20 protein-coding genes are annotated in these 18,383 nt (G+C 53.5%); 18 read left to right on the top strand and 2 right to left on the bottom strand.

The window, feature by feature from the left end; genetic code table 11:
- Positions 1 to 88: 88 nt before the first annotated feature.
- Entirely contained in the window at positions 89 to 673 is a 585-nt protein-coding gene (locus ACLW56_RS01470; RefSeq protein ID WP_330982040.1) for a nucleoside triphosphate pyrophosphatase, read from the bottom strand.
- A 141-nt stretch (positions 674 to 814) separates the two neighbouring features.
- Between ACLW56_RS01470 and yceD the strand changes: the two genes are divergently transcribed.
- The 14 genes from yceD to ptsG all read left to right on the top strand — a co-directional run bounded on the left by yceD (position 815) and on the right by ptsG (position 13,365).
- Complete coding sequence (gene yceD / locus ACLW56_RS01465; protein ID WP_330982039.1) at positions 815 to 1,336, top strand: 23S rRNA accumulation protein YceD; 522 nt, start codon at positions 815 to 817, stop codon at positions 1,334 to 1,336.
- Between the two features lie 16 nt (positions 1,337 to 1,352).
- Positions 1,353 to 1,526 (top strand): 50S ribosomal protein L32, encoded by a 174-nt coding sequence (gene rpmF / locus ACLW56_RS01460; protein ID WP_330982038.1) that lies wholly within the window; start codon positions 1,353 to 1,355, stop codon positions 1,524 to 1,526.
- A gap of 79 nt (positions 1,527 to 1,605) precedes the next feature.
- Positions 1,606 to 2,640, top strand: coding sequence for a phosphate acyltransferase PlsX (gene plsX, locus ACLW56_RS01455; RefSeq protein ID WP_330982037.1), 1,035 nt, complete (start codon positions 1,606 to 1,608; stop codon positions 2,638 to 2,640).
- Between the two features lie 6 nt (positions 2,641 to 2,646).
- Entirely contained in the window at positions 2,647 to 3,600 is a 954-nt protein-coding gene (locus tag ACLW56_RS01450; RefSeq protein WP_330982036.1) for a beta-ketoacyl-ACP synthase III, read from the top strand.
- Between the two features lie 14 nt (positions 3,601 to 3,614).
- Positions 3,615 to 4,544 (top strand): ACP S-malonyltransferase, encoded by a 930-nt coding sequence (gene fabD, locus ACLW56_RS01445; RefSeq protein ID WP_330982035.1) that lies wholly within the window; start codon positions 3,615 to 3,617, stop codon positions 4,542 to 4,544.
- Positions 4,545 to 4,563: 19 nt separating this feature from the next.
- A complete protein-coding gene (gene fabG, locus ACLW56_RS01440; protein ID WP_330982034.1) occupies positions 4,564 to 5,298 on the top strand; it encodes a 3-oxoacyl-ACP reductase FabG in 735 nt (244 codons plus the stop codon).
- A gap of 210 nt (positions 5,299 to 5,508) precedes the next feature.
- Positions 5,509 to 5,745 carry an acyl carrier protein gene (gene acpP, locus ACLW56_RS01435; protein WP_000103754.1) on the top strand — a complete coding sequence of 79 codons (237 nt, stop codon included), beginning with the start codon at positions 5,509 to 5,511 and terminating at the stop codon, positions 5,743 to 5,745.
- Positions 5,746 to 5,833: 88 nt separating this feature from the next.
- Complete coding sequence (gene fabF / locus ACLW56_RS01430) at positions 5,834 to 7,075, top strand: beta-ketoacyl-ACP synthase II (RefSeq protein ID WP_330982033.1); 1,242 nt, start codon at positions 5,834 to 5,836, stop codon at positions 7,073 to 7,075.
- 269 nt (positions 7,076 to 7,344) lie between these two features.
- Entirely contained in the window at positions 7,345 to 8,160 is an 816-nt protein-coding gene (gene pabC / locus ACLW56_RS01425) for an aminodeoxychorismate lyase (RefSeq protein ID WP_330982032.1), read from the top strand.
- Positions 8,157 to 9,179: a cell division protein YceG gene (gene yceG / locus ACLW56_RS01420; protein WP_330982031.1), complete on the top strand. Its 1,023-nt coding sequence runs from the start codon at positions 8,157 to 8,159 to the stop codon at positions 9,177 to 9,179. The genes pabC and yceG overlap by 4 nt, the downstream gene beginning before the upstream one ends.
- Positions 9,169 to 9,810, top strand: a complete 642-nt coding sequence (gene tmk / locus ACLW56_RS01415; RefSeq protein ID WP_330982030.1) for a dTMP kinase — start codon at positions 9,169 to 9,171, stop codon at positions 9,808 to 9,810. Before yceG ends, tmk begins: the two co-directional genes overlap by 11 nt.
- On the top strand, positions 9,807 to 10,811 hold the full coding sequence (gene holB, locus ACLW56_RS01410) for a DNA polymerase III subunit delta' (protein WP_330982029.1): 1,005 nt from the start codon (positions 9,807 to 9,809) through the stop codon (positions 10,809 to 10,811). The genes tmk and holB overlap by 4 nt, the downstream gene beginning before the upstream one ends.
- A gap of 26 nt (positions 10,812 to 10,837) precedes the next feature.
- Complete coding sequence (locus tag ACLW56_RS01405) at positions 10,838 to 11,632, top strand: metal-dependent hydrolase (protein ID WP_330982028.1); 795 nt, start codon at positions 10,838 to 10,840, stop codon at positions 11,630 to 11,632.
- A gap of 299 nt (positions 11,633 to 11,931) precedes the next feature.
- Positions 11,932 to 13,365: a PTS glucose transporter subunit IIBC gene (gene ptsG, locus ACLW56_RS01400; RefSeq protein WP_330982027.1), complete on the top strand. Its 1,434-nt coding sequence runs from the start codon at positions 11,932 to 11,934 to the stop codon at positions 13,363 to 13,365.
- Positions 13,366 to 13,692: 327 nt separating this feature from the next.
- On the opposite strand, the gene fhuE is transcribed toward ptsG, so the two are convergent.
- The gene (gene fhuE, locus ACLW56_RS01395) at positions 13,693 to 15,876 is read right to left on the bottom strand and encodes a ferric-rhodotorulic acid/ferric-coprogen receptor FhuE (RefSeq protein WP_330982026.1); all 2,184 of its coding nucleotides are present in this window, start codon (positions 15,874 to 15,876) and stop codon (positions 13,693 to 13,695) included.
- Positions 15,877 to 16,176: 300 nt separating this feature from the next.
- On the opposite strand from fhuE, the gene hinT reads away from it, so the two are divergent.
- Genes hinT through thiK form a run of 4 tightly spaced genes read left to right on the top strand, consistent with a single transcriptional unit; the run spans position 16,177 to position 18,381 of the window.
- The gene (gene hinT / locus ACLW56_RS01390) at positions 16,177 to 16,533 is read left to right on the top strand and encodes a purine nucleoside phosphoramidase (RefSeq protein ID WP_330982025.1); all 357 of its coding nucleotides are present in this window, start codon (positions 16,177 to 16,179) and stop codon (positions 16,531 to 16,533) included.
- Between the two features lie 4 nt (positions 16,534 to 16,537).
- On the top strand, positions 16,538 to 16,912 hold the full coding sequence (locus ACLW56_RS01385) for a YcfL family protein (protein ID WP_330982024.1): 375 nt from the start codon (positions 16,538 to 16,540) through the stop codon (positions 16,910 to 16,912).
- A gap of 13 nt (positions 16,913 to 16,925) precedes the next feature.
- On the top strand, positions 16,926 to 17,567 hold the full coding sequence (lpoB, locus tag ACLW56_RS01380) for a penicillin-binding protein activator LpoB (protein WP_330982023.1): 642 nt from the start codon (positions 16,926 to 16,928) through the stop codon (positions 17,565 to 17,567).
- The gene (gene thiK / locus ACLW56_RS01375) at positions 17,548 to 18,381 is read left to right on the top strand and encodes a thiamine kinase (RefSeq protein WP_330982022.1); all 834 of its coding nucleotides are present in this window, start codon (positions 17,548 to 17,550) and stop codon (positions 18,379 to 18,381) included. Before lpoB ends, thiK begins: the two co-directional genes overlap by 20 nt.
- The last annotated feature ends 2 nt before the right edge of the window (positions 18,382 to 18,383 follow it).

Genomic DNA, 18,383 nt, shown 5'->3' with positions numbered 1-18,383 from the left:
TTCAGTTGCCCGGCGGCACTGCGTTTGCCGGGCCTACAAGGGCATCCTGACGCGTAGGTCCGGTAAGGCGCAGCCGCCACCGGACAATCTAACGCAACAGTGGATTATGCTGCTCATTGCGCAGCATTTTGCACAGCGCAATCAACGGTAGCCCGACCAGCGTATTCGGGTCTCTGCCTTCCAGCCGGTCGAACAAACTGATCCCCAACCCTTCACTTTTAAAACTTCCCGCACAGTTCAGCGGCTGTTCTTTTTGGATGTAATGGGTAATTTCGCTTTCGGTCAGTTGGCGGAAGTGGACGTCAAACGGCTCGCATTCGGTCTGTAAATGCCCTGTAGTGCTGTTATAAAGCGCAAGGCCGGTATAGAAGGTGACGACATGCCCGCTTGCTTTACGCAGCTGCTGGTGAGCATTTTCTTCAGTATGCGGTTTACCGGTAATTTTCCCATCCAGCACGCAGACCTGATCGGAACCGATAATCAGATGGTCGGAATAGCGTTCTTTCAGCGCCATGGCTTTGGCCTGAGCCAGACGTAAAACCAGTTGGCGAGGGGATTCGCCAGGCAGAGGCATTTCATCCACCTGCGGCGCAGCGCATTCAAAAGGCAACTCCAGCTTTTTAAGCAGTTCGCGGCGATAGGGGGAAGTGGAAGCAAGAACTAGACGTGGCATAATTTTTTTACCAGGATCTGGTGATTCGGATTGCGGCATTTTAAACTACAGGCCGCAATGTGTGCGAATAAATGGCAAAAGGCGTCTGAGGGTGCCTTTTTCTTTGACTCTATGACGTTACAAAGTTAATATGCGCGCCCTATGCAAAAGGTAAAATTACCCCTGACTCTTGATCCGGTTCGTACCGCTCAAAAACGCCTTGATTACGCGGGTGTCTACACCCCGGAACAGGTTGAGCGTCTTGCCGAATTTGTAGTCAGTGTGGACAGTGATGTGGAATGCGACATGACATTCGCCATCGACAATCAGCGCCTCGCCGTTATTAAAGGTGAGGCAAAGGTTGCGGTGACTCTCGAATGCCAGCGCTGCGGGAAACCGTTCCCACATGCCGTTCACACAACGTATTGTTTCAGCCCGATCAAAAATGATGAACAGGCTGAAGCACTCCCGGAAGCGTATGAGCCGATTCAGGTTAACGAATTCGGTGAAATCGATCTGCGGGCTTTAGTCGAGGATGAAATTATCCTCTCCTTACCTGTCGTTCCGGTGCATGATTCTGAACACTGTGAAGTGTCCGACGCGGACATGGTCTTTGGCGAACTGCCTGAAGAGGCACAAAAACCAAACCCATTTGCCGTATTAGCCAGCTTAAAGCGTAAGTAATTGAGGAGTAAGGTCCATGGCCGTACAACAGAATAAACCAACCCGTTCCAAACGTGGCATGCGTCGTTCCCATGACGCGCTGACTGCAGTTACCAGCCTGTCTGTAGACAAGACTACTGGTGAAAAACACCTGCGTCACCACATCACTGCCGACGGTTTCTACCGCGGTCGCAAGGTTATCGCTAAGTAATCACGCGCGAGCGTGATGAAGCTTAGTGAGGATTTCCCCGTGCAAGCGGGGATAAACCGAACCAGGCGGCGACGAAACCTTGACACGTCTGACCCTGGCGTTGGATGTCATGGGGGGCGATTTTGGCCCTTCCGTGACGGTGCCTGCAGCATTGCAGGCACTGCACGCTAACCCACAACTCTCGCTTCTTCTCGTCGGCAATCCCGACACCATAACGCCATTACTCGCCAAAGCTGATTTTGAACAACGTTCACGTCTGCAGATAATCCCTGCCCAGTCAGTTATTGCCAGTGATGCCCGTCCGGCCTATGCGGTTCGCAACAGCCGGGGAACCTCAATGCGTATTGCGCTTGAATTGGTGAAAGAAGGCAGAGCACAGGCCTGTGTCAGCGCCGGGAATACCGGCGCGCTGATGGGGCTTGCAAAATTATTACTCAAGCCGATTGACGGCATTGAGCGTCCGGCGTTGGTGACGGTATTGCCGCACCAGCAAAAGGGCAAAACGGTAGTGCTTGATTTGGGCGCTAACGTGGATTGCGACAGTACGATGCTGGTGCAGTTTGCTGTCATGGGCGCAGTGATGGCCGAAGAAGTCGTCGGCATTAGCCAGCCGCGAGTGGCACTGCTCAATATTGGTGAGGAAGAGAGCAAAGGTCATGAGAATATTCGTGATGCTTCAGCGCTGCTGAAAAAAGTCTCCTCCCTCAACTATATCGGCTATCTTGAAGCCAACGAATTATTAACCGGCAAAACAGATGTGCTGGTTTGTGACGGGTTTACGGGAAACGTCACGTTAAAAACCATGGAAGGCGTTGTCAGAATGTTTCTTTCCCTGCTGAAATCTCAGGGCGAGGGGAAAAAACAACCGTGGTGGCTGAAAATTTTGAAACATTGGTTACAAAAAAGCCTCTCCAGGCGATTCAGTCACCTCAACCCCGACCAGTATAATGGCGCCTGTCTGTTAGGATTGCGCGGCACGGTGATTAAGAGTCATGGTGCAGCCAATCAGCGCGCGTTTAGCGTGGCAATTGAACAGGCAGTGCAGGCGGTGCAGCGCGAGGTCCCACAACGGATCGGCGCTCGCCTCGAATCTGTATTACCACCAAAAAACTGAGCGTACATGTATACGAAGATTGTAGGTACCGGCAGCTATCTGCCTGAACAAGTGCGTACCAACGCCGACCTGGAAAAAATGGTAGATACGTCTGACGAGTGGATTGTCACACGCACAGGTATCCGTGAGCGTCGTATCGCCGCGCCAGACGAATCCGTGTCCACCATGGGCTATGAAGCCGCAAAACGTGCGCTGGAGATGGCGGGCGTTGAGGCTGAGCAGATTGGCCTGATCGTGGTCGCGACCACTTCTGCCACCCATGCGTTCCCAAGTGCGGCATGCCAGATCCAGTCTATGCTGGGCGTGAAAGGCTGCCCGGCATTTGATGTCGCTGCGGCCTGTGCAGGATTTACCTATGCGCTGAGCATTGCCGATCAGTATGTTAAGTCAGGCGCGGTTAAACACGCCCTGGTGATTGGCGCTGACGTGCTGGCACGTACCTGCGATCCGACCGATCGCGGGACGATCATTATTTTTGGCGATGGCGCTGGCGCCGTCGTTCTGAGTGCTTCCGAAGAGCCGGGGATCATCTCCACGCACCTGCATGCAGATGGCAACTACGGTGAGTTGCTCACCCTGCCCAATGCCGATCGCGTTCATCCGGAAAATTCTATTCACCTGACCATGGCTGGAAACGAAGTTTTCAAAGTGGCGGTGAAAGAACTGGCCAATATCGTCGAAGAGACGCTGGCGGCGAACAATCTGGATCGTAGCGAACTCGACTGGCTGGTGCCTCATCAGGCCAACCTGCGCATTATCAGTGCGACAGCGAAGAAGCTGGGCATGCCGATGGATAATGTCGTGGTCACGCTTGACCGCCACGGGAATACTTCCGCCGCTTCCGTGCCTTGCGCGTTTGATGAAGCCGTGCGTGATGGCCGTATTAAGCGTGGTCAGTTGGTGCTGCTTGAAGCCTTCGGCGGTGGATTCACCTGGGGCTCTGCACTGGTTCGTTTCTAATTAAGGATTACAACATGACGCAATTTGCTTTTGTGTTCCCGGGACAGGGTTCTCAGACTGTCGGTATGCTGGCTGATATGGCCGTGCAATACCCGGTTATCGAAGAAACATTCCGTGAAGCTTCTGATGCTCTGGGTTACGATCTGTGGGCACTGACTCAGCAGGGCCCGGCTGAAGAACTGAACAAAACCTGGCAGACACAGCCTGCGCTGCTGACCGCTTCCGTTGCGCTGTACCGCGTATGGCAGCAGCAGGGCGGTAAAACGCCAGCGCTGATGGCGGGCCACAGCCTGGGCGAATATTCTGCGCTGGTTTGTGCAGGCGTCATTGCCTTCGCCGATGCCGTTCGTCTGGTTGAACTGCGCGGTAAATTCATGCAGGAAGCTGTGCCAGAAGGCACGGGCGGTATGTCTGCTATCATCGGTCTGGATGATGCGGCAATCGCCAAAGCCTGCGAAGAGTCTGCTGAAGGGCAGGTGGTTTCGCCGGTGAACTTTAACTCACCGGGCCAGGTGGTTATCGCCGGGCATAAAGAAGCCGTTGAGCGTGCGGGTGCTGCTTGTAAAGCTGCTGGCGCGAAGCGTGCGCTGCCGCTGCCGGTTAGCGTGCCATCTCACTGTGCGTTGATGAAACCTGCTGCGGAAAAACTGGCTGCTGAACTGGCGAACATTACCTTCAGCGCTCCACAGGCTCCGGTTATCAATAACGTAGATGTGAAGGGCGAAACCTCTGCAGACGCGATTCGCGATGCGCTGGTTCGTCAGCTCTACAGCCCGGTTCAGTGGACCAAAACCGTTGAGTTCATGGCCTCTCAGGGCGTTGAACATCTGTATGAAGTGGGTCCGGGTAAAGTCCTCACCGGCCTGACAAAACGTATTGTTGACACCCTGACTGCGTCGGCCATTAACGAGCCGGCGGCACTGTCAGCGGCGCTTGAACAATAATAAGAGGAAAAGCAAAACCATGAGTTTTGAAGGAAAAGTTGCACTGGTTACCGGTGCAAGCCGCGGCATTGGCCGTGCGATTGCTGAAACACTCGTTGCCCGTGGCGCGAAAGTTGTCGGCACTGCAACCAGCGAAAGCGGTGCGCAGGCCATCAGCGATTATCTGGGTGCAAATGGGAAAGGTCTGATGTTGAATGTGACCGATCCGGCATCTATCGAATCTGTTCTGGGAAATATTCGTACAGAGTTTGGCGAAGTGGACATTCTGGTCAATAATGCCGGGATCACTCGTGATAACCTGTTAATGCGAATGAAAGATGATGAGTGGAACGACATTCTCGAAACCAACCTGTCATCTGTTTTCCGTCTGTCAAAAGCGGTAATGCGAGCTATGATGAAGAAGCGTCATGGTCGTATTATCACTATCGGTTCTGTGGTTGGTACCATGGGAAATGCTGGTCAGGCTAACTACGCTGCGGCGAAAGCCGGTCTGATTGGTTTCAGTAAATCGCTGGCGCGTGAAGTTGCGTCTCGCGGTATTACGGTGAACGTTGTTGCTCCGGGCTTTATTGAAACGGACATGACGCGTGCGCTGTCAGACGATCAGCGTGCGGGTATTCTGGCGCAAGTTCCAGCGGGTCGCCTTGGCGATGCAAAAGAAATCGCCAGTGCGGTGGCATTCTTAGCCTCTGACGAAGCGGGTTACATCTCTGGTGAGACTCTGCACGTCAACGGCGGAATGTACATGGTCTGACCGTAGTTTGCACAAAATGCTCAGGAACCGCGCAGTCTGTGCGCTCCTGGACATAATAACGTGCAAAATGATTTGCGTTATTGGGGCAAACACCCGCAAAATAGCGTAAAATCGTGGTAAGACCTGCCGGGATTTAGTTGCAAATTTTTCAACATTTTATACACTACGAAAACCATCGCGAAAGCGAGTTTTGATAGGAAATTTAAGAGTATGAGCACTATCGAAGAACGCGTTAAGAAAATTATCGGCGAACAGCTGGGCGTTAAGCAGGAAGAAGTTACCAACAATGCTTCCTTCGTTGAAGACCTGGGCGCTGATTCTCTTGACACCGTTGAGCTGGTAATGGCTCTGGAAGAAGAGTTTGATACTGAGATTCCGGACGAAGAAGCTGAGAAAATCACCACCGTTCAGGCTGCCATTGATTACATCAACGGTCACCAGGCGTAAGTGAACATCTCCAGGCGGTCATTCGACCGCCTGAGTTTTATCTTTTAGTTCCACATTTCTCTTTTTTATCCCTCCCTGGAGGACAAACGTGTCTAAGCGTCGTGTAGTTGTGACCGGACTTGGCATGTTGTCTCCTGTCGGCAATACCGTAGAGTCCACCTGGAAATCTCTTCTTGCCGGTCAGAGCGGCATCAGCCTAATCGACCATTTCGATACTAGCGCCTATGCAACGAAATTTGCTGGCTTAGTAAAGGATTTTAACTGTGAAGACATTATCTCGCGCAAAGAACAGCGCAAGATGGATGCTTTCATTCAATATGGAATTGTCGCTGGCGTTCAGGCCATGCAGGATTCTGGCCTGGAAGTGACGGAAGAGAACGCCACACGTATCGGTGCTGCTATCGGCTCCGGCATTGGCGGTCTTGGTCTAATCGAAGAAAACCACAGTTCGCTTGTGAACGGCGGTCCACGTAAAATTAGCCCCTTCTTCGTCCCGTCTACGATTGTTAACATGGTGGCCGGTCATCTGACCATTATGTTTGGTTTACGTGGCCCTAGCATTTCTATTGCCACGGCGTGTACTTCCGGTGTGCATAACATCGGTCATGCCGCACGTATGATTGCCTACGGCGACGCTGACGCGATGCTGGCAGGTGGTGCTGAGAAAGCCAGTACCCCGCTGGGCGTAGGGGGTTTCGGTGCCGCACGCGCACTCTCTACTCGCAACGATAACCCACAGGGCGCAAGCCGTCCGTGGGATAAAGATCGTGATGGCTTTGTGCTGGGCGACGGCGCAGGCATCATCATGCTTGAAGAGTATGAGCACGCGAAAAAACGCGGTGCGAAAATCTACGCTGAAGTGGTTGGCTTTGGTATGAGCAGCGATGCCTACCACATGACCTCACCGCCGGAAAACGGCGCAGGTGCAGCCCTGGCCATGGTTAACGCGATTCGCGATGCGGGCATTGAACCGGGTCAGATTGGCTACGTTAACGCCCACGGCACGTCCACTCCGGCAGGCGATATCGCTGAAGCCCAGGCTGTGAAGTCTGTGTTTGGTGCAGATGCTAGCCGCGTGATGGTCAGCTCCACGAAGTCAATGACAGGTCACCTGTTAGGCGCGGCGGGGGCGGTTGAGTCAATCTACTCCATCCTGGCTCTGCGCGATCAGGCTGTTCCGCCGACCATTAACCTGGATAATCCGGAAGAGGGCCTTGGCCTGGATCTGGTTCCGCACGAAGCGCGTCAGGTTAGCGGCATGGAATACACACTGTGTAACTCCTTCGGCTTTGGTGGCACCAACGGCTCTCTGATCTTTAAAAAGGTCTGACAGCCAGCCAGATGAAAAAGGCCTGCATAGCAGGCCTTAGTTGCTGACAAAGAAGGATAAAACGTGGTTTTTCCTTCTTTGTGGTGAGTAGCCGAAAATCAATAAATTGATTTTCCTTGTTTCTTATTAGGCACCCTATGACAAATCTTCATTCGTTAGAGGTTTGTCATCACTCTCGGGCCTGCATAGCAGGCCTTTTCTTTAGGTATTATCCGCTGGTCCCCTTGAGCTTTCCTGTCAGACTGAAAGGCCATTGATTAGGAGATGCCATGTTGATGATTAATGGTATTAACCAGGATTTTCTGAGCGCCGGCGATCGCGGCCTGCAATTTGGTGACGGCTGCTTCACCACCGCCCGCATTCAGCGCGGTGAAATCGCGTTTTTCACCCAGCATCTTGAGCGTCTACAGAAAACCTGCGCTGCATTATTTATCCCCTTTACCGACTGGGCCACTCTCGCCGAAGAAATGCAGGCACTGGCAAAGACGGCGGACGAGGGTGTGTTGAAAGTCGTTATTACGCGCGGCAGCGGCGGACGCGGCTATAGCACTAACGGCTGCCAGTCACCCACTCGCATTCTGTCGGTTTCTCCTGCTCCTGCACATTATCCGCGCTGGCAAAGCGAAGGCATTACGCTCGCATTAAGCCCTGTGCGCCTTGGACGCAACGCCATGCTGGCGGGACTAAAACATCTCAATCGTCTCGAACAGGTCTTAATCCGCTCGCATCTTGAACAGACGCCTGCCGATGAGGCGGTGGTCCTTGACAGTGAAGGGTGGGTTACGGAATGCTGTGCGGCTAATTTATTCTGGCGAGCCGGTGATACCGTATTCACGCCGCGGCTGGATCAGGCCGGAGTGAATGGCATTATGCGACAGCACTGCCTTTCACTATTGGCACAAAGCCGTTTTCGCGTTGTCGAAGTGAATGCCCGCGAAGAGGCCGTCAGTCAGGCTGATGAGGTGATTGTGTGTAATGCCCTGATGCCGGTGGTTCCCGTGAACCAGTTTGCCGATGCCCGTTATCTTTCGCGCGAGCTGTTTGAATTTTTGGCCCCCCTTTGTGAGCAGTCGACTAAGTCATGAAGAAAATGTTTCGGTTTGTCCTCCTGCTGCTGGTTGTGTTTGCGATAGCGACAGGGGTTGGAATGTGGAAGGTTCGCGAGCTTGCGAGCAGCAAGGTCCTGCTTAAAGATGAGGTGATTTTCACCCTTAAAGCAGGCACCGGTCGCCTGGCGTTAGGCACTCAGTTATATGAAGAACACGTCATCAATCGCCCGCGTGTTTTCCAGTGGCTGCTGCGCGTTGAACCTGAACTCTCGCACTTTAAAGCCGGCACCTATCGCATCACGCCGGGGATGAGCGTTCGTGAGGTTATGCAACTGCTTGCCAGCGGCAAAGAAGCACAGTTCCCGCTGCGTTTCATTGAAGGTATGCGTACCAGTGATTATCTCAAGCAACTGCGTGAGGCACCGTATGTTAAACATACGCTGAAGGACGACAGCTATGCCACTGTTGCTGAAGCCCTGAAGTTAGAACATGCGGATTGGGTTGAAGGCTGGTTCTGGCCAGATACCTGGATGTACACCGCCAACACCACAGATTTGCAGATCCTCAAGCGCGCACACCAGAAAATGGTCAAAGCAGTCGATCAGGCGTGGGAAGGGCGGAGGGATAATCTTCCTTACAAGGATAAAAACCAGCTGGTCACCATGGCCTCAATTATCGAAAAAGAGACCGCGGTCGCCAGCGAACGCGATCAGGTGGCTTCTGTGTTTATTAACCGCCTGCGAATCGGCATGCGTCTGCAAACTGATCCAACGGTTATCTACGGCATGGGAGAGAGCTATAATGGCAAGCTGAGCCGCCAGGATCTGGAAACACCCACAGCCTATAACACCTATGTGATTGCAGGCATGCCGCCAGGCCCGATCGCCACGCCAGGCGAAGCCTCACTGAAAGCAGCGGCGAATCCGGCGAAAACACCGTATCTCTATTTCGTTGCAGACGGTAAAGGCGGCCATACGTTTAATACTAATCTGGCGAGCCATAACCGCTCAGTACAGGATTATCTGAAAGCACTTAAGGAAAAAAATGCGCAGTAAGTATATCGTCATCGAAGGCCTGGAAGGCGCTGGCAAAACCACGGCACGTAATGTGGTGGTGGAAACGCTGAAAGAGGTGGGCATCAGTGATTTAGTGTTCACCCGCGAGCCGGGCGGCACAATCCTGGCGGAAAAACTGCGCAGTCTGGTGCTGGATATCAAATCCGTTGGCGATGAAGTGATCACCGATAAAGCCGAAGTGCTGATGTTCTATGCTGCACGTGTCCAGCTTGTCGATACTGTTATCAAGCCTGCACTGGCTGAAGGGAAATGGGTGATCGGCGACAGGCACGATCTTTCTACCCAGGCGTATCAGGGCGGCGGCCGGGGTATCGATCAACACCTTCTCGCCACGCTGCGTGATGCCGTGCTTGGCGATTTCCGCCCGGACCTGACGCTGTACCTGGACGTGACCCCTGAAGTCGGGTTGAAACGCGCCCGCGCCCGTGGCGACCTGGATCGCATCGAGCAGGAGTCTTTCAATTTCTTTAACCGTACTCGCGCTCGGTATCTTGAACTGGCTGCGCAAGACCAGACTATCCGTACAGTTGATGCGACCCAGCCTCTGGAAACCGTGATGCAAAATATTCGTTCTACGGTCATGGAATGGGTCGAGGAGCAGGGCGCATGAAATGGTATCCGTGGTTGCGCCCGCCGTTTGAACAGCTCGTTTCCGGTTATCAATCCGGACGTGGCCACCACGCGCTATTAGTTCAGGCTTTGCCGGGAATGGGGGCTGATGCGCTGGTGTATGCGCTGACCCGTTTTATGATGTGTCACTCCCCTGAAGGTCAGAAAAGCTGTGGTAAATGCCATAGCTGCCAGCTGATGCAGGCGGGCACGCACCCGGATTATTACCATCTGCTGCCAGAAAAGGGCAAAAGCACGCTGGGGATCGATGCGGTCCGCGAAGTCAGCGAAAAGCTGTACGAGCGTGCACGTCTGGGTGGTGCCAAAGTGGTATGGATAGGTGATGCCGCACTGCTCACCGAAGCGGCAGCCAATGCGTTGTTAAAAACGCTGGAAGAGCCGCCGCAAAACACCTGGTTTTTCCTGCAATGCGAAGAACCTGCCCGGTTACTTGCTACGTTGCGCAGCCGTTGCCGTCATTTTCATCTTGCTCCTCCGGCAGAAAACTACGGGCTGGCCTGGCTTGCCCGTGAAGTTACAGTGTCACAAGAGAGTTTGTTAAGCGCACTGCGTCTTAAAGCGGGCGCACCCGCGGCGGCACTGGATTTGTTGCAGGAAGCCAATTTTGCCCCTCGCCAGCAGCTTTGTGCAGCCCTTGAAACCACATTGCAAAATGGTGACTGGCTTTCAATGCTTGCGGTACTTAATCATGACCAGGTGGCTGAACGCCTTTATTGGCTGATTTCGCTTCTGCTCGATGGCATCAAAATGCAGCAGGGCGTTACGCAACTGACCAATGTTGATGCCTGGATGCTGGTCCAGCACATCACTAATCGTATTCCGGCCGCCCGTTTGCAGGCGATGGTGACTGATGCCTGCCTGTGTCGGGAACAGTTGCTTAGCGTGACCGGGCTGAACCGCGAACTGATGCTGAATGACAGTCTGTTACGCTGGGAGCACTGGCTGACACCGGGCAGCACGCTTCCGCTTCCTCATCTCTAAGACATTCACCTGTAAGAAGAGACATTATGTTTTTAGTCGACTCGCACTGCCATCTTGATGGCCTGGATTATCAATCACTGCACAAAGATGTGGATGATGTACTGGCGAAAGCCGCCGCCCGTGATGTGAAGTTTTGTCTGGCTGTTGCCACGACGCTGCCGGGCTATCGCGGTATGCGTGAGCTGGTTGGTGAGCGTCAGAATGTTGTTTTCTCCTGCGGTGTGCACCCGTTGAATCAGGACGAAGACTACGAAGTGGAAACCCTGCGCCAGTGGGCAGCAGAAGAGGGCGTGGTCGCGCTAGGCGAAACGGGCCTCGATTATTATTACACGCCAGAAACTAAAGCCCGCCAGCAGGCTTCGTTTGCTCACCACATCCGCATTGGGCGTGAGCTGAACAAACCTGTCATCGTCCATACACGTGATGCACGTGAAGATACGCTGGCGATTTTGCGCGATGAAAAAGTGACGGATTGCGGTGGCGTACTACACTGTTTCACGGAAGACACAGAAACAGCAGGCAAGTTGCTGGATGTAGGGTTTTACATCTCCTTCTCCGGCATTCTGACTTTCCGTAATGCGGAGCAACTGCGTGAAGCGGCGCGTTACGTGCCACTGGATCGCATTCTGGTGGAGACAGATTCACCGTATCTGGCCCCTGTCCCACACCGTGGTAAAGAGAATCAGCCTGCGATGACTCGTGATGTCGCAGAGTACATGGCCGTGTTGAAAGGGGTGTCGCTTGAGCAACTGGCGCAGCAGACCACCGAAAACTTCGCCACCTTGTTCCACATTGACCCCGCTCGCCTGCAATCTGCCTGATTCGCCTGCTTATTTTAAAGCTCGTAATTAATAATCAAAGCGAGTAAAGTTCACCGCCGCAAAAGGGGTGGTGAACGGTTCGCCTGTAACCTTCAGAAACAACTTTTGTAAATCAGTGCAAGGTTTTCGGCGATTGCTGGTTGAAACGTGATGGCCGTCAAATAAAAATAAACTGAATTATTTTACTCTGCGTAATAAATAAAAGGACACTTAGATGTCCTGTCTACGGCGAGGTTCTCCCCCCTCGCCAATGCGTGAAAGCGTAAAAAAAGCACAAATACTCAGGAGCACTCTCAATTATGTTTAAGAATGCATTTGCTAACCTGCAGAAGGTCGGTAAATCGCTGATGCTGCCAGTCTCCGTACTGCCTATCGCAGGTATCCTGCTGGGCGTCGGTTCTGCTAACTTCAGCTGGCTGCCAGCCGTCGTTTCCCACGTTATGGCGGAAGCGGGCGGTTCTGTCTTTGCTAACATGCCGCTGATCTTTGCTATCGGTGTTGCACTTGGCTTTACTAACAACGACGGTGTTTCTGCACTGGCGGCGGTAGTAGCCTACGGCATCATGGTGAAAACCATGGCGGTCGTTGCACCTCTGGTTCTGCATTTACCTGCTGAAGAAATCACGGCTAAGCATCTGGCGGATACGGGCGTTCTCGGCGGGATCATCGCCGGTGCCATCGCGGCCTACATGTTCAACCGTTTCTACCGCATCAAGCTGCCAGAGTACCTGGGCTTCTTTGCGGGCAAGCGCTTTGTGCCGATCATTTCCGGTCTCGCCGCTATCTTCACTGGCGTGATCCTCTCCTTCATTTGGCCGCCAATCGGTAGCGCCATTCAGGATTTCTCACAGTGGGCAGCGTACCAGAACCCGGTTGTGGCGTTCGGTATCTACGGCTTCATTGAGCGTTGCCTGGTGCCATTCGGTCTGCACCACATCTGGAACGTTCCATTCCAGATGCAGATTGGTGAATACACCAACGCTGCAGGCCAGGTGTTCCACGGTGATATCCCACGTTACATGGCGGGTGACCCGACTGCAGGTAAACTGTCTGGCGGCTTCCTGTTCAAAATGTACGGTCTGCCAGCGGCTGCGATCGCTATCTGGCACTCTGCGAAACCAGAGAACCGTGCAAAAGTGGGCGGTATCATGATCTCCGCAGCGTTGACCTCGTTCCTGACCGGTATCACCGAGCCAATCGAGTTCTCCTTCATGTTCGTTGCGCCGATCCTGTACGTTATCCACGCGATTCTGGCAGGCCTGGCCTTCCCGATCTGTATTCTGCTGGGTATGCGTGACGGTACGTCCTTCTCCCACGGTCTGATCGACTTCATCGTTCTGTCTGGTAACAGCAGCAAGCTGTGGCTGTTCCCGATTGTGGGTCTGTGCTACGCCGCGGTGTACTACACCGTGTTCCGCGTGCTGATTAAAGCACTGGATTTGAAGACTCCGGGTCGTGAAGACGCAACCGAAGACAGCAAAGCTGGCGCAACCAGCGAAATGGCTCCGGCCCTGATTGCTGCATTCGGCGGTAAAGAAAACATCACCAACCTTGATGCCTGTATCACACGTCTGCGTGTGAGCGTGGCAGATGTGGCGAAAGTGGATCAGCCTGGTCTGAAGAAACTGGGTGCCGCAGGTGTGGTTGTTGCAGGTTCCGGCGTTCAGGCAATTTTCGGGACTAAATCCGATAACCTGAAAACCGAAATGGATGAGTACATCCGCAACAACTAAGCCAGAAAGGTAGGGGAGACTAAGGCAGCCACCAGGCTGCCTTTTTTATGCGAGGTAAACTGCAAAACCTTCTCTTCAGAGAAGTTTTTTAGTGTTTGCACCCTCTCCACGTGGGCTGTCTCTTATACACATCTCAGATTGCGGCTTTATTACCGCGATCTGAGAAATACAGCAGGTTGTTTTTAAAGGAATTTTTTTGAGTTACATACATACACTCAAAAAATAATCTTTTTATAAAACAACATGATACAGACTTGTGTATAAGAGACAGCCACGTGGGAGAGGGGCGGGGTGAGGGCACCAGACCGCTCGGGGCTGGTGTAAAACTCAGAAATCGTAACTTGCTGAAACTGAGAAGTTCAGCGGTGCGCCGTACACGAGATAGGAGCCGACGTAATCGTAATACTCTTTGTCGAACAGGTTATTGACGTTGGCCTGCAGGGCAAAGTTCTTCGTCACCTGATAGCGGCTAAACAGGTTAACCAGGCCATAGCTGCCCTGATCAATATAGTCGCGCCCGTTTGGTCCTCCGTCGACGTCACTCCAGATTTTGCTCTGCCAGTTAACGCCACCACCTACGGCCAGTTCTGGCATCATCGGCAGTTGATAACGGGTGAACAGCTTCAGGGTGGTACGCGGCTGATCTGAACTGACCGCATTGCCACTTTTATCTTCTGCGACATAACGTGTGGCACCAAAGGTGAGCTGCCAGTTATCGGTTAATGCGCCATTCAGCTCAAATTCAACACCTTTACTGACCACGCCATCCAGCGATTCGTAAATCGACTCACCGCTTGGCAAATAGGTATACGTGTTGTTGGCGACATTGTCCTGCTCGATACGGAATACTGCCAGAGAGGTGGTCAGGCGGGTATTAAACCAGTCGGCTTTCACGCCTGCTTCGTAACTCTTGCCGGTCGTCGGGTCGAGATAACGTCCGTTGGCATCGCGTTTATCCTGCGGCTGGAAGATGTTGGTGTAGCTGGCATATGCCGACCAGTCTTCATTGATGTCATAGACCAGCCCGGCATAAGGCGTCACATCATCTTTGGTGCTTTCCAGACGCGTATCAGGCGCACCTGCCGGATTGTATTTAATGTTGTAGTTGGTGTAGCGAGCGCCGACAATCAGGTGCAGCGGATCGGCCAGTGAGAAGCGAACTGAAGAGTAAGCGGATGACTGGCGGATATCATCTTTGCTGTACAGCTTCCATGCGGTCCACTGCGGGTCGGCGATGTTGCTGTTCCAGTTGTTGAAGCTGCCGATATCCACCATGCCGTACAGCGAGTCAGGCAGGGAATTATCATAATGGTTGCGCTGACGGCTCAGGCTGCCGCCGACCATCATTTCATGCTGACGACCGAACAACTCGAAATCACCCCGCAGGAAGGCATCGACCGCATCCTGTTTACGTTCGCCACGGTTCCAGCCGCCATAGCCAACCATCCCGCTGCCTGTTTCTTTGTCCGGATAGCCGTACATGTACATCATTTTGGTGTCGAAGTTGGTATCGGTATGCATTCCGTTGATGTGCGCTTCCCAGCCGTTATCGAAACGCTGGGTGAAATTAGCGAACACTTTGGTGCTGTCTTTGTCCGAATAGGCCCAGTCCGGCGCGACGGTATCGCTGCGGTTGTAATGGGTTTTGCTGCCATCGCTGTACCACGTTGGCAAGCCACCCCAGGTGGGATCAGCGGTGTTACTTTCCTGATATTCGTAGCCCAGTGAGAGCGTGGTGCTGTCGGTCAAATCCGCATCAACCACACCGTAGAGGAATTTTTTGCGGTAGTGATAGTTGTCCATCCACGAATCGTTGTCCTGATAACCGGCAATCATACGGCCCCGCACGTTGCCGGATTCCACCAGGGGTGCCTGCAAATCGAGCACGTAGCGCTGCTTATCCCAACTGCCGTAGCTGGCGGAAACGTTGCCCTGGAACTCGCGGCTGTCGGCGTGCTTGCGCACCATATTGACGTAAGCCGCCGGGTTGCCGGTGCCGCTCATCAATCCTGTTGCGCCGCGTACGACTTCAATACGGTCATAAATGGCGGTGTCGGTGGCGGTGTCCCCAAAGTTCCACACTTCGCTGATGGAAGTCGGCAGGTCGTCATAGGCATAGTTGCTGACGAAGAACCCGCGGGAATAGAACACTGTGCGATCGCTATCCTGTACCTGAGCGGTCACGCCGGTGGTGTTGGTCAGCACCTGGCCAATGGTTTGCAGGTTCTGGTCCTTCATACGCTGCTGGCTGATGACGCTGACAGATTGCGGGATGTCACGCGGGACCAGCAGCAGTTTCGTCCCTGTGGTGGTGGTTTTAACGCTGTAATCCTGGTCCTGAGCGTTACTGGTCGTATTATCCGCTGTACCTTCAACCACCACGGTTTCTTCAGTATTGGTGTCGGCCAGGGTGGAAGAGGGCAGCAGAGCCAGGGCGATGCAGGCGGCGAGCAGCGACGGAGCGGCCGGGAGTCTGCGCTCCCTTGCGCTGGAGTCTAAAGTGAAAGACATACGAAACCTTTGTGTTGTGAGTGTTATAGACGCGCTGTTATTGCATGAAAATGCAAATGCGAAATATACGCATTCATATTACCAATGTAAATAAAGGTAAGAATCGATTTGAAACTTTGTTTTGATTGAGGGGGCGCGCGGGAATCGTCCGGAACTGATTATCTAACAGCCGCCGAATCCGATTCTGTCCAAGAAAAAGTGGGATCAGGTTGAAAGAACAGGAGTAAGTCGCTCATACTCTTACGTTGTTATCTGAAGATCTGGTTACCGTACGGTAATAAGCAAAAAGGAAAAAATGGCATGGCAGAAGAAACGATTTTCAGCAAAATTATCCGCCGCGAAATCCCGGCCGATATTGTTTACCAGGATGAACTGGTTACCGCGTTTCGTGATATCTCGCCGCAGGCTCCCACCCACATTCTGATTATCCCCAATAGCCTTATCCCAACGGTGAACGATGTCACCGCTGAGCATGAGCAGGCGCTCGGCCGCATGCTGACGGTAGCGGCGAAGATTGCTGAAGCGGAAGGGATTGCTGAGGATGGCTATCGTCTGATCATGAACTGCAACCGTCACGGCGGGCAGGAAGTCTACCATATTCATATGCACCTGCTGGGCGGTCGTCCACTGGGTCCAATGCTTGCGCACAAAGGATAATGGCATGAACTGTGGCCGAATGGGTGTCCTGCTGGCGGCCGTGCTTTTGGCCGGATGCGGTTCTCATCCTGAAATCCCTGTGGGCGATCAACAAACGTTGGTCATGGAAGCTAACGTTCTGGCGGCAGGGATCAGCGCCGAAAATCCTGAGCTGACGTCGTCTGAAATTCAGGCGACAGCCTCATCAAAACTCTATAACGAGCGCTCGACGCCGGTCACGGTTCACTATCGTTTCTATTGGTATGACGCCAGAGGACTGGAAATGCATCCGCTGGAAGCTCCGCGTACGGTGACCATCCCGGCTCAATCTTCTGTGACGCTGTACGGCAGCGCCAACAGTCTGGGTGCACATAAAGTCCGGCTTTATCTTTATCTTTAAGGGGTAAACAGTAATGAGTAAATTAAGTCGCTATGCGCTTATCGCGGCTGTCGCTGTCTTTCTTGCCGGGTGTGTGGGCCATCGCGAACAGCCTGCACCGGTTGAAGAGGCAAAACCTACGCCAGAGCAGCCGCAGACGCCACCGCCGACGACAGTGCCTACCGTGCCAACAATCCCAACCCAGCCGGGTCCGATTGAAAATGGGGCTCAGCAGCCGGAACAGCCTGCACCACGCGTTCGTCATTATGACTGGAACGGCGCTGCGCAGCCGCTGGTCAGCAAAATGGTTCAGTCTGAAGGTATCACTGCGGGCAGCATCCTGCTGGTTGATAACGTGAATAACCGTACCAACGGCTCCATCAGCACCACGGAAGCGACCGCTGCCCTGAGCAATGCCCTGAAGGGGAACAGCAAATTTACATTGGTGTCTGCGCAACAGTTGGCTGTGGCAAAACAGCAACTGGGTCTTTCACCGCAGGACAGCCTGGGATCGCGTAACAAAGCGATGGGCCTGGCCCGGACCGTCGGCGCGCAGTACGTGCTGTATTCCAACGCCACTGGCAATGCAAACGCGCCAACGCTTTCCTCACAACTGATGCTGGTCCAGACTGGCGAGATCATTTGGTCAGGTAAAGGTGCGGTTACACAGCAATAAGCTTACGCGTGACGAAGTGCTGTTGCGCCACTTTCCCGATGTCACTCCCGTCGAAGACGCCGCTGTTAAAGGGCTGAGCGGCGGGAGCTGTCTTATCGAACATCAGGGGCAGCGTCTGGTGCTGCGTCAGCATCACGATTCGTCAGCGCCTGATTTTCATTTTCGCCGTCAATACCATGTGCTAAAAGCCCTTCCCGCGACACTGGCTCCGAGGCCGCTTGGATTCTATGCAGGCTGGATGGCGGTGGAATATCTCCAGGGTGAGACCTGCGCCACACTCCCGAGTAGCCAACCGATGGCGGCGCTGTTGTATCATTTGCATCAGCAAAAAGGCTTTGGCTGGCGAGTGACGCTGCTTCCGCTGTTGCAGCATTACTGGCAGAACAGCAGCCCGCTAAGGCGCACACCGCAGTGGCTTCGGCAGTTGCACAGACTCAGAAAGCAGGGTGAACCGCAGCCGTTGCGGCTGGCTCCCTTGCATATGGATGTTCATGCGGGCAACCTGGTCACGACCACAGAAGGGCTGCGGTTAATCGACTGGGAATATGCGGGTGACGGCGATGTCGCACTCGAACTGGCCGCCGTATGGACAGCCGATGAAACCAGCCGGGCAGCACTGATTGCGGAGTATGCGCGGGTAGCAAAAATGGATTCGACAGCGCTTGGCCTTCAGGTGCAGCGCTGGCAACCGTGGCTAAACATGCTGATGACAACCTGGTATGAATATCGCTGGCAGCAGACCGGCGACCAACACTTTATCGCGCTGGCAGACGAAGGCTGGCGTGGTCTGATGAATAAAAGAGAAGAGAGGTAAAC

Source organism: Pantoea sp. sgz302252, from assembly GCF_047713085.1.
In the GTDB taxonomy this organism is placed as follows: domain Bacteria; phylum Pseudomonadota; class Gammaproteobacteria; order Enterobacterales; family Enterobacteriaceae; genus Scandinavium.
The sequence above is the reverse complement of the archived record's forward strand: the minus strand, read 5'-3'. Positions and strand labels throughout refer to the sequence as shown.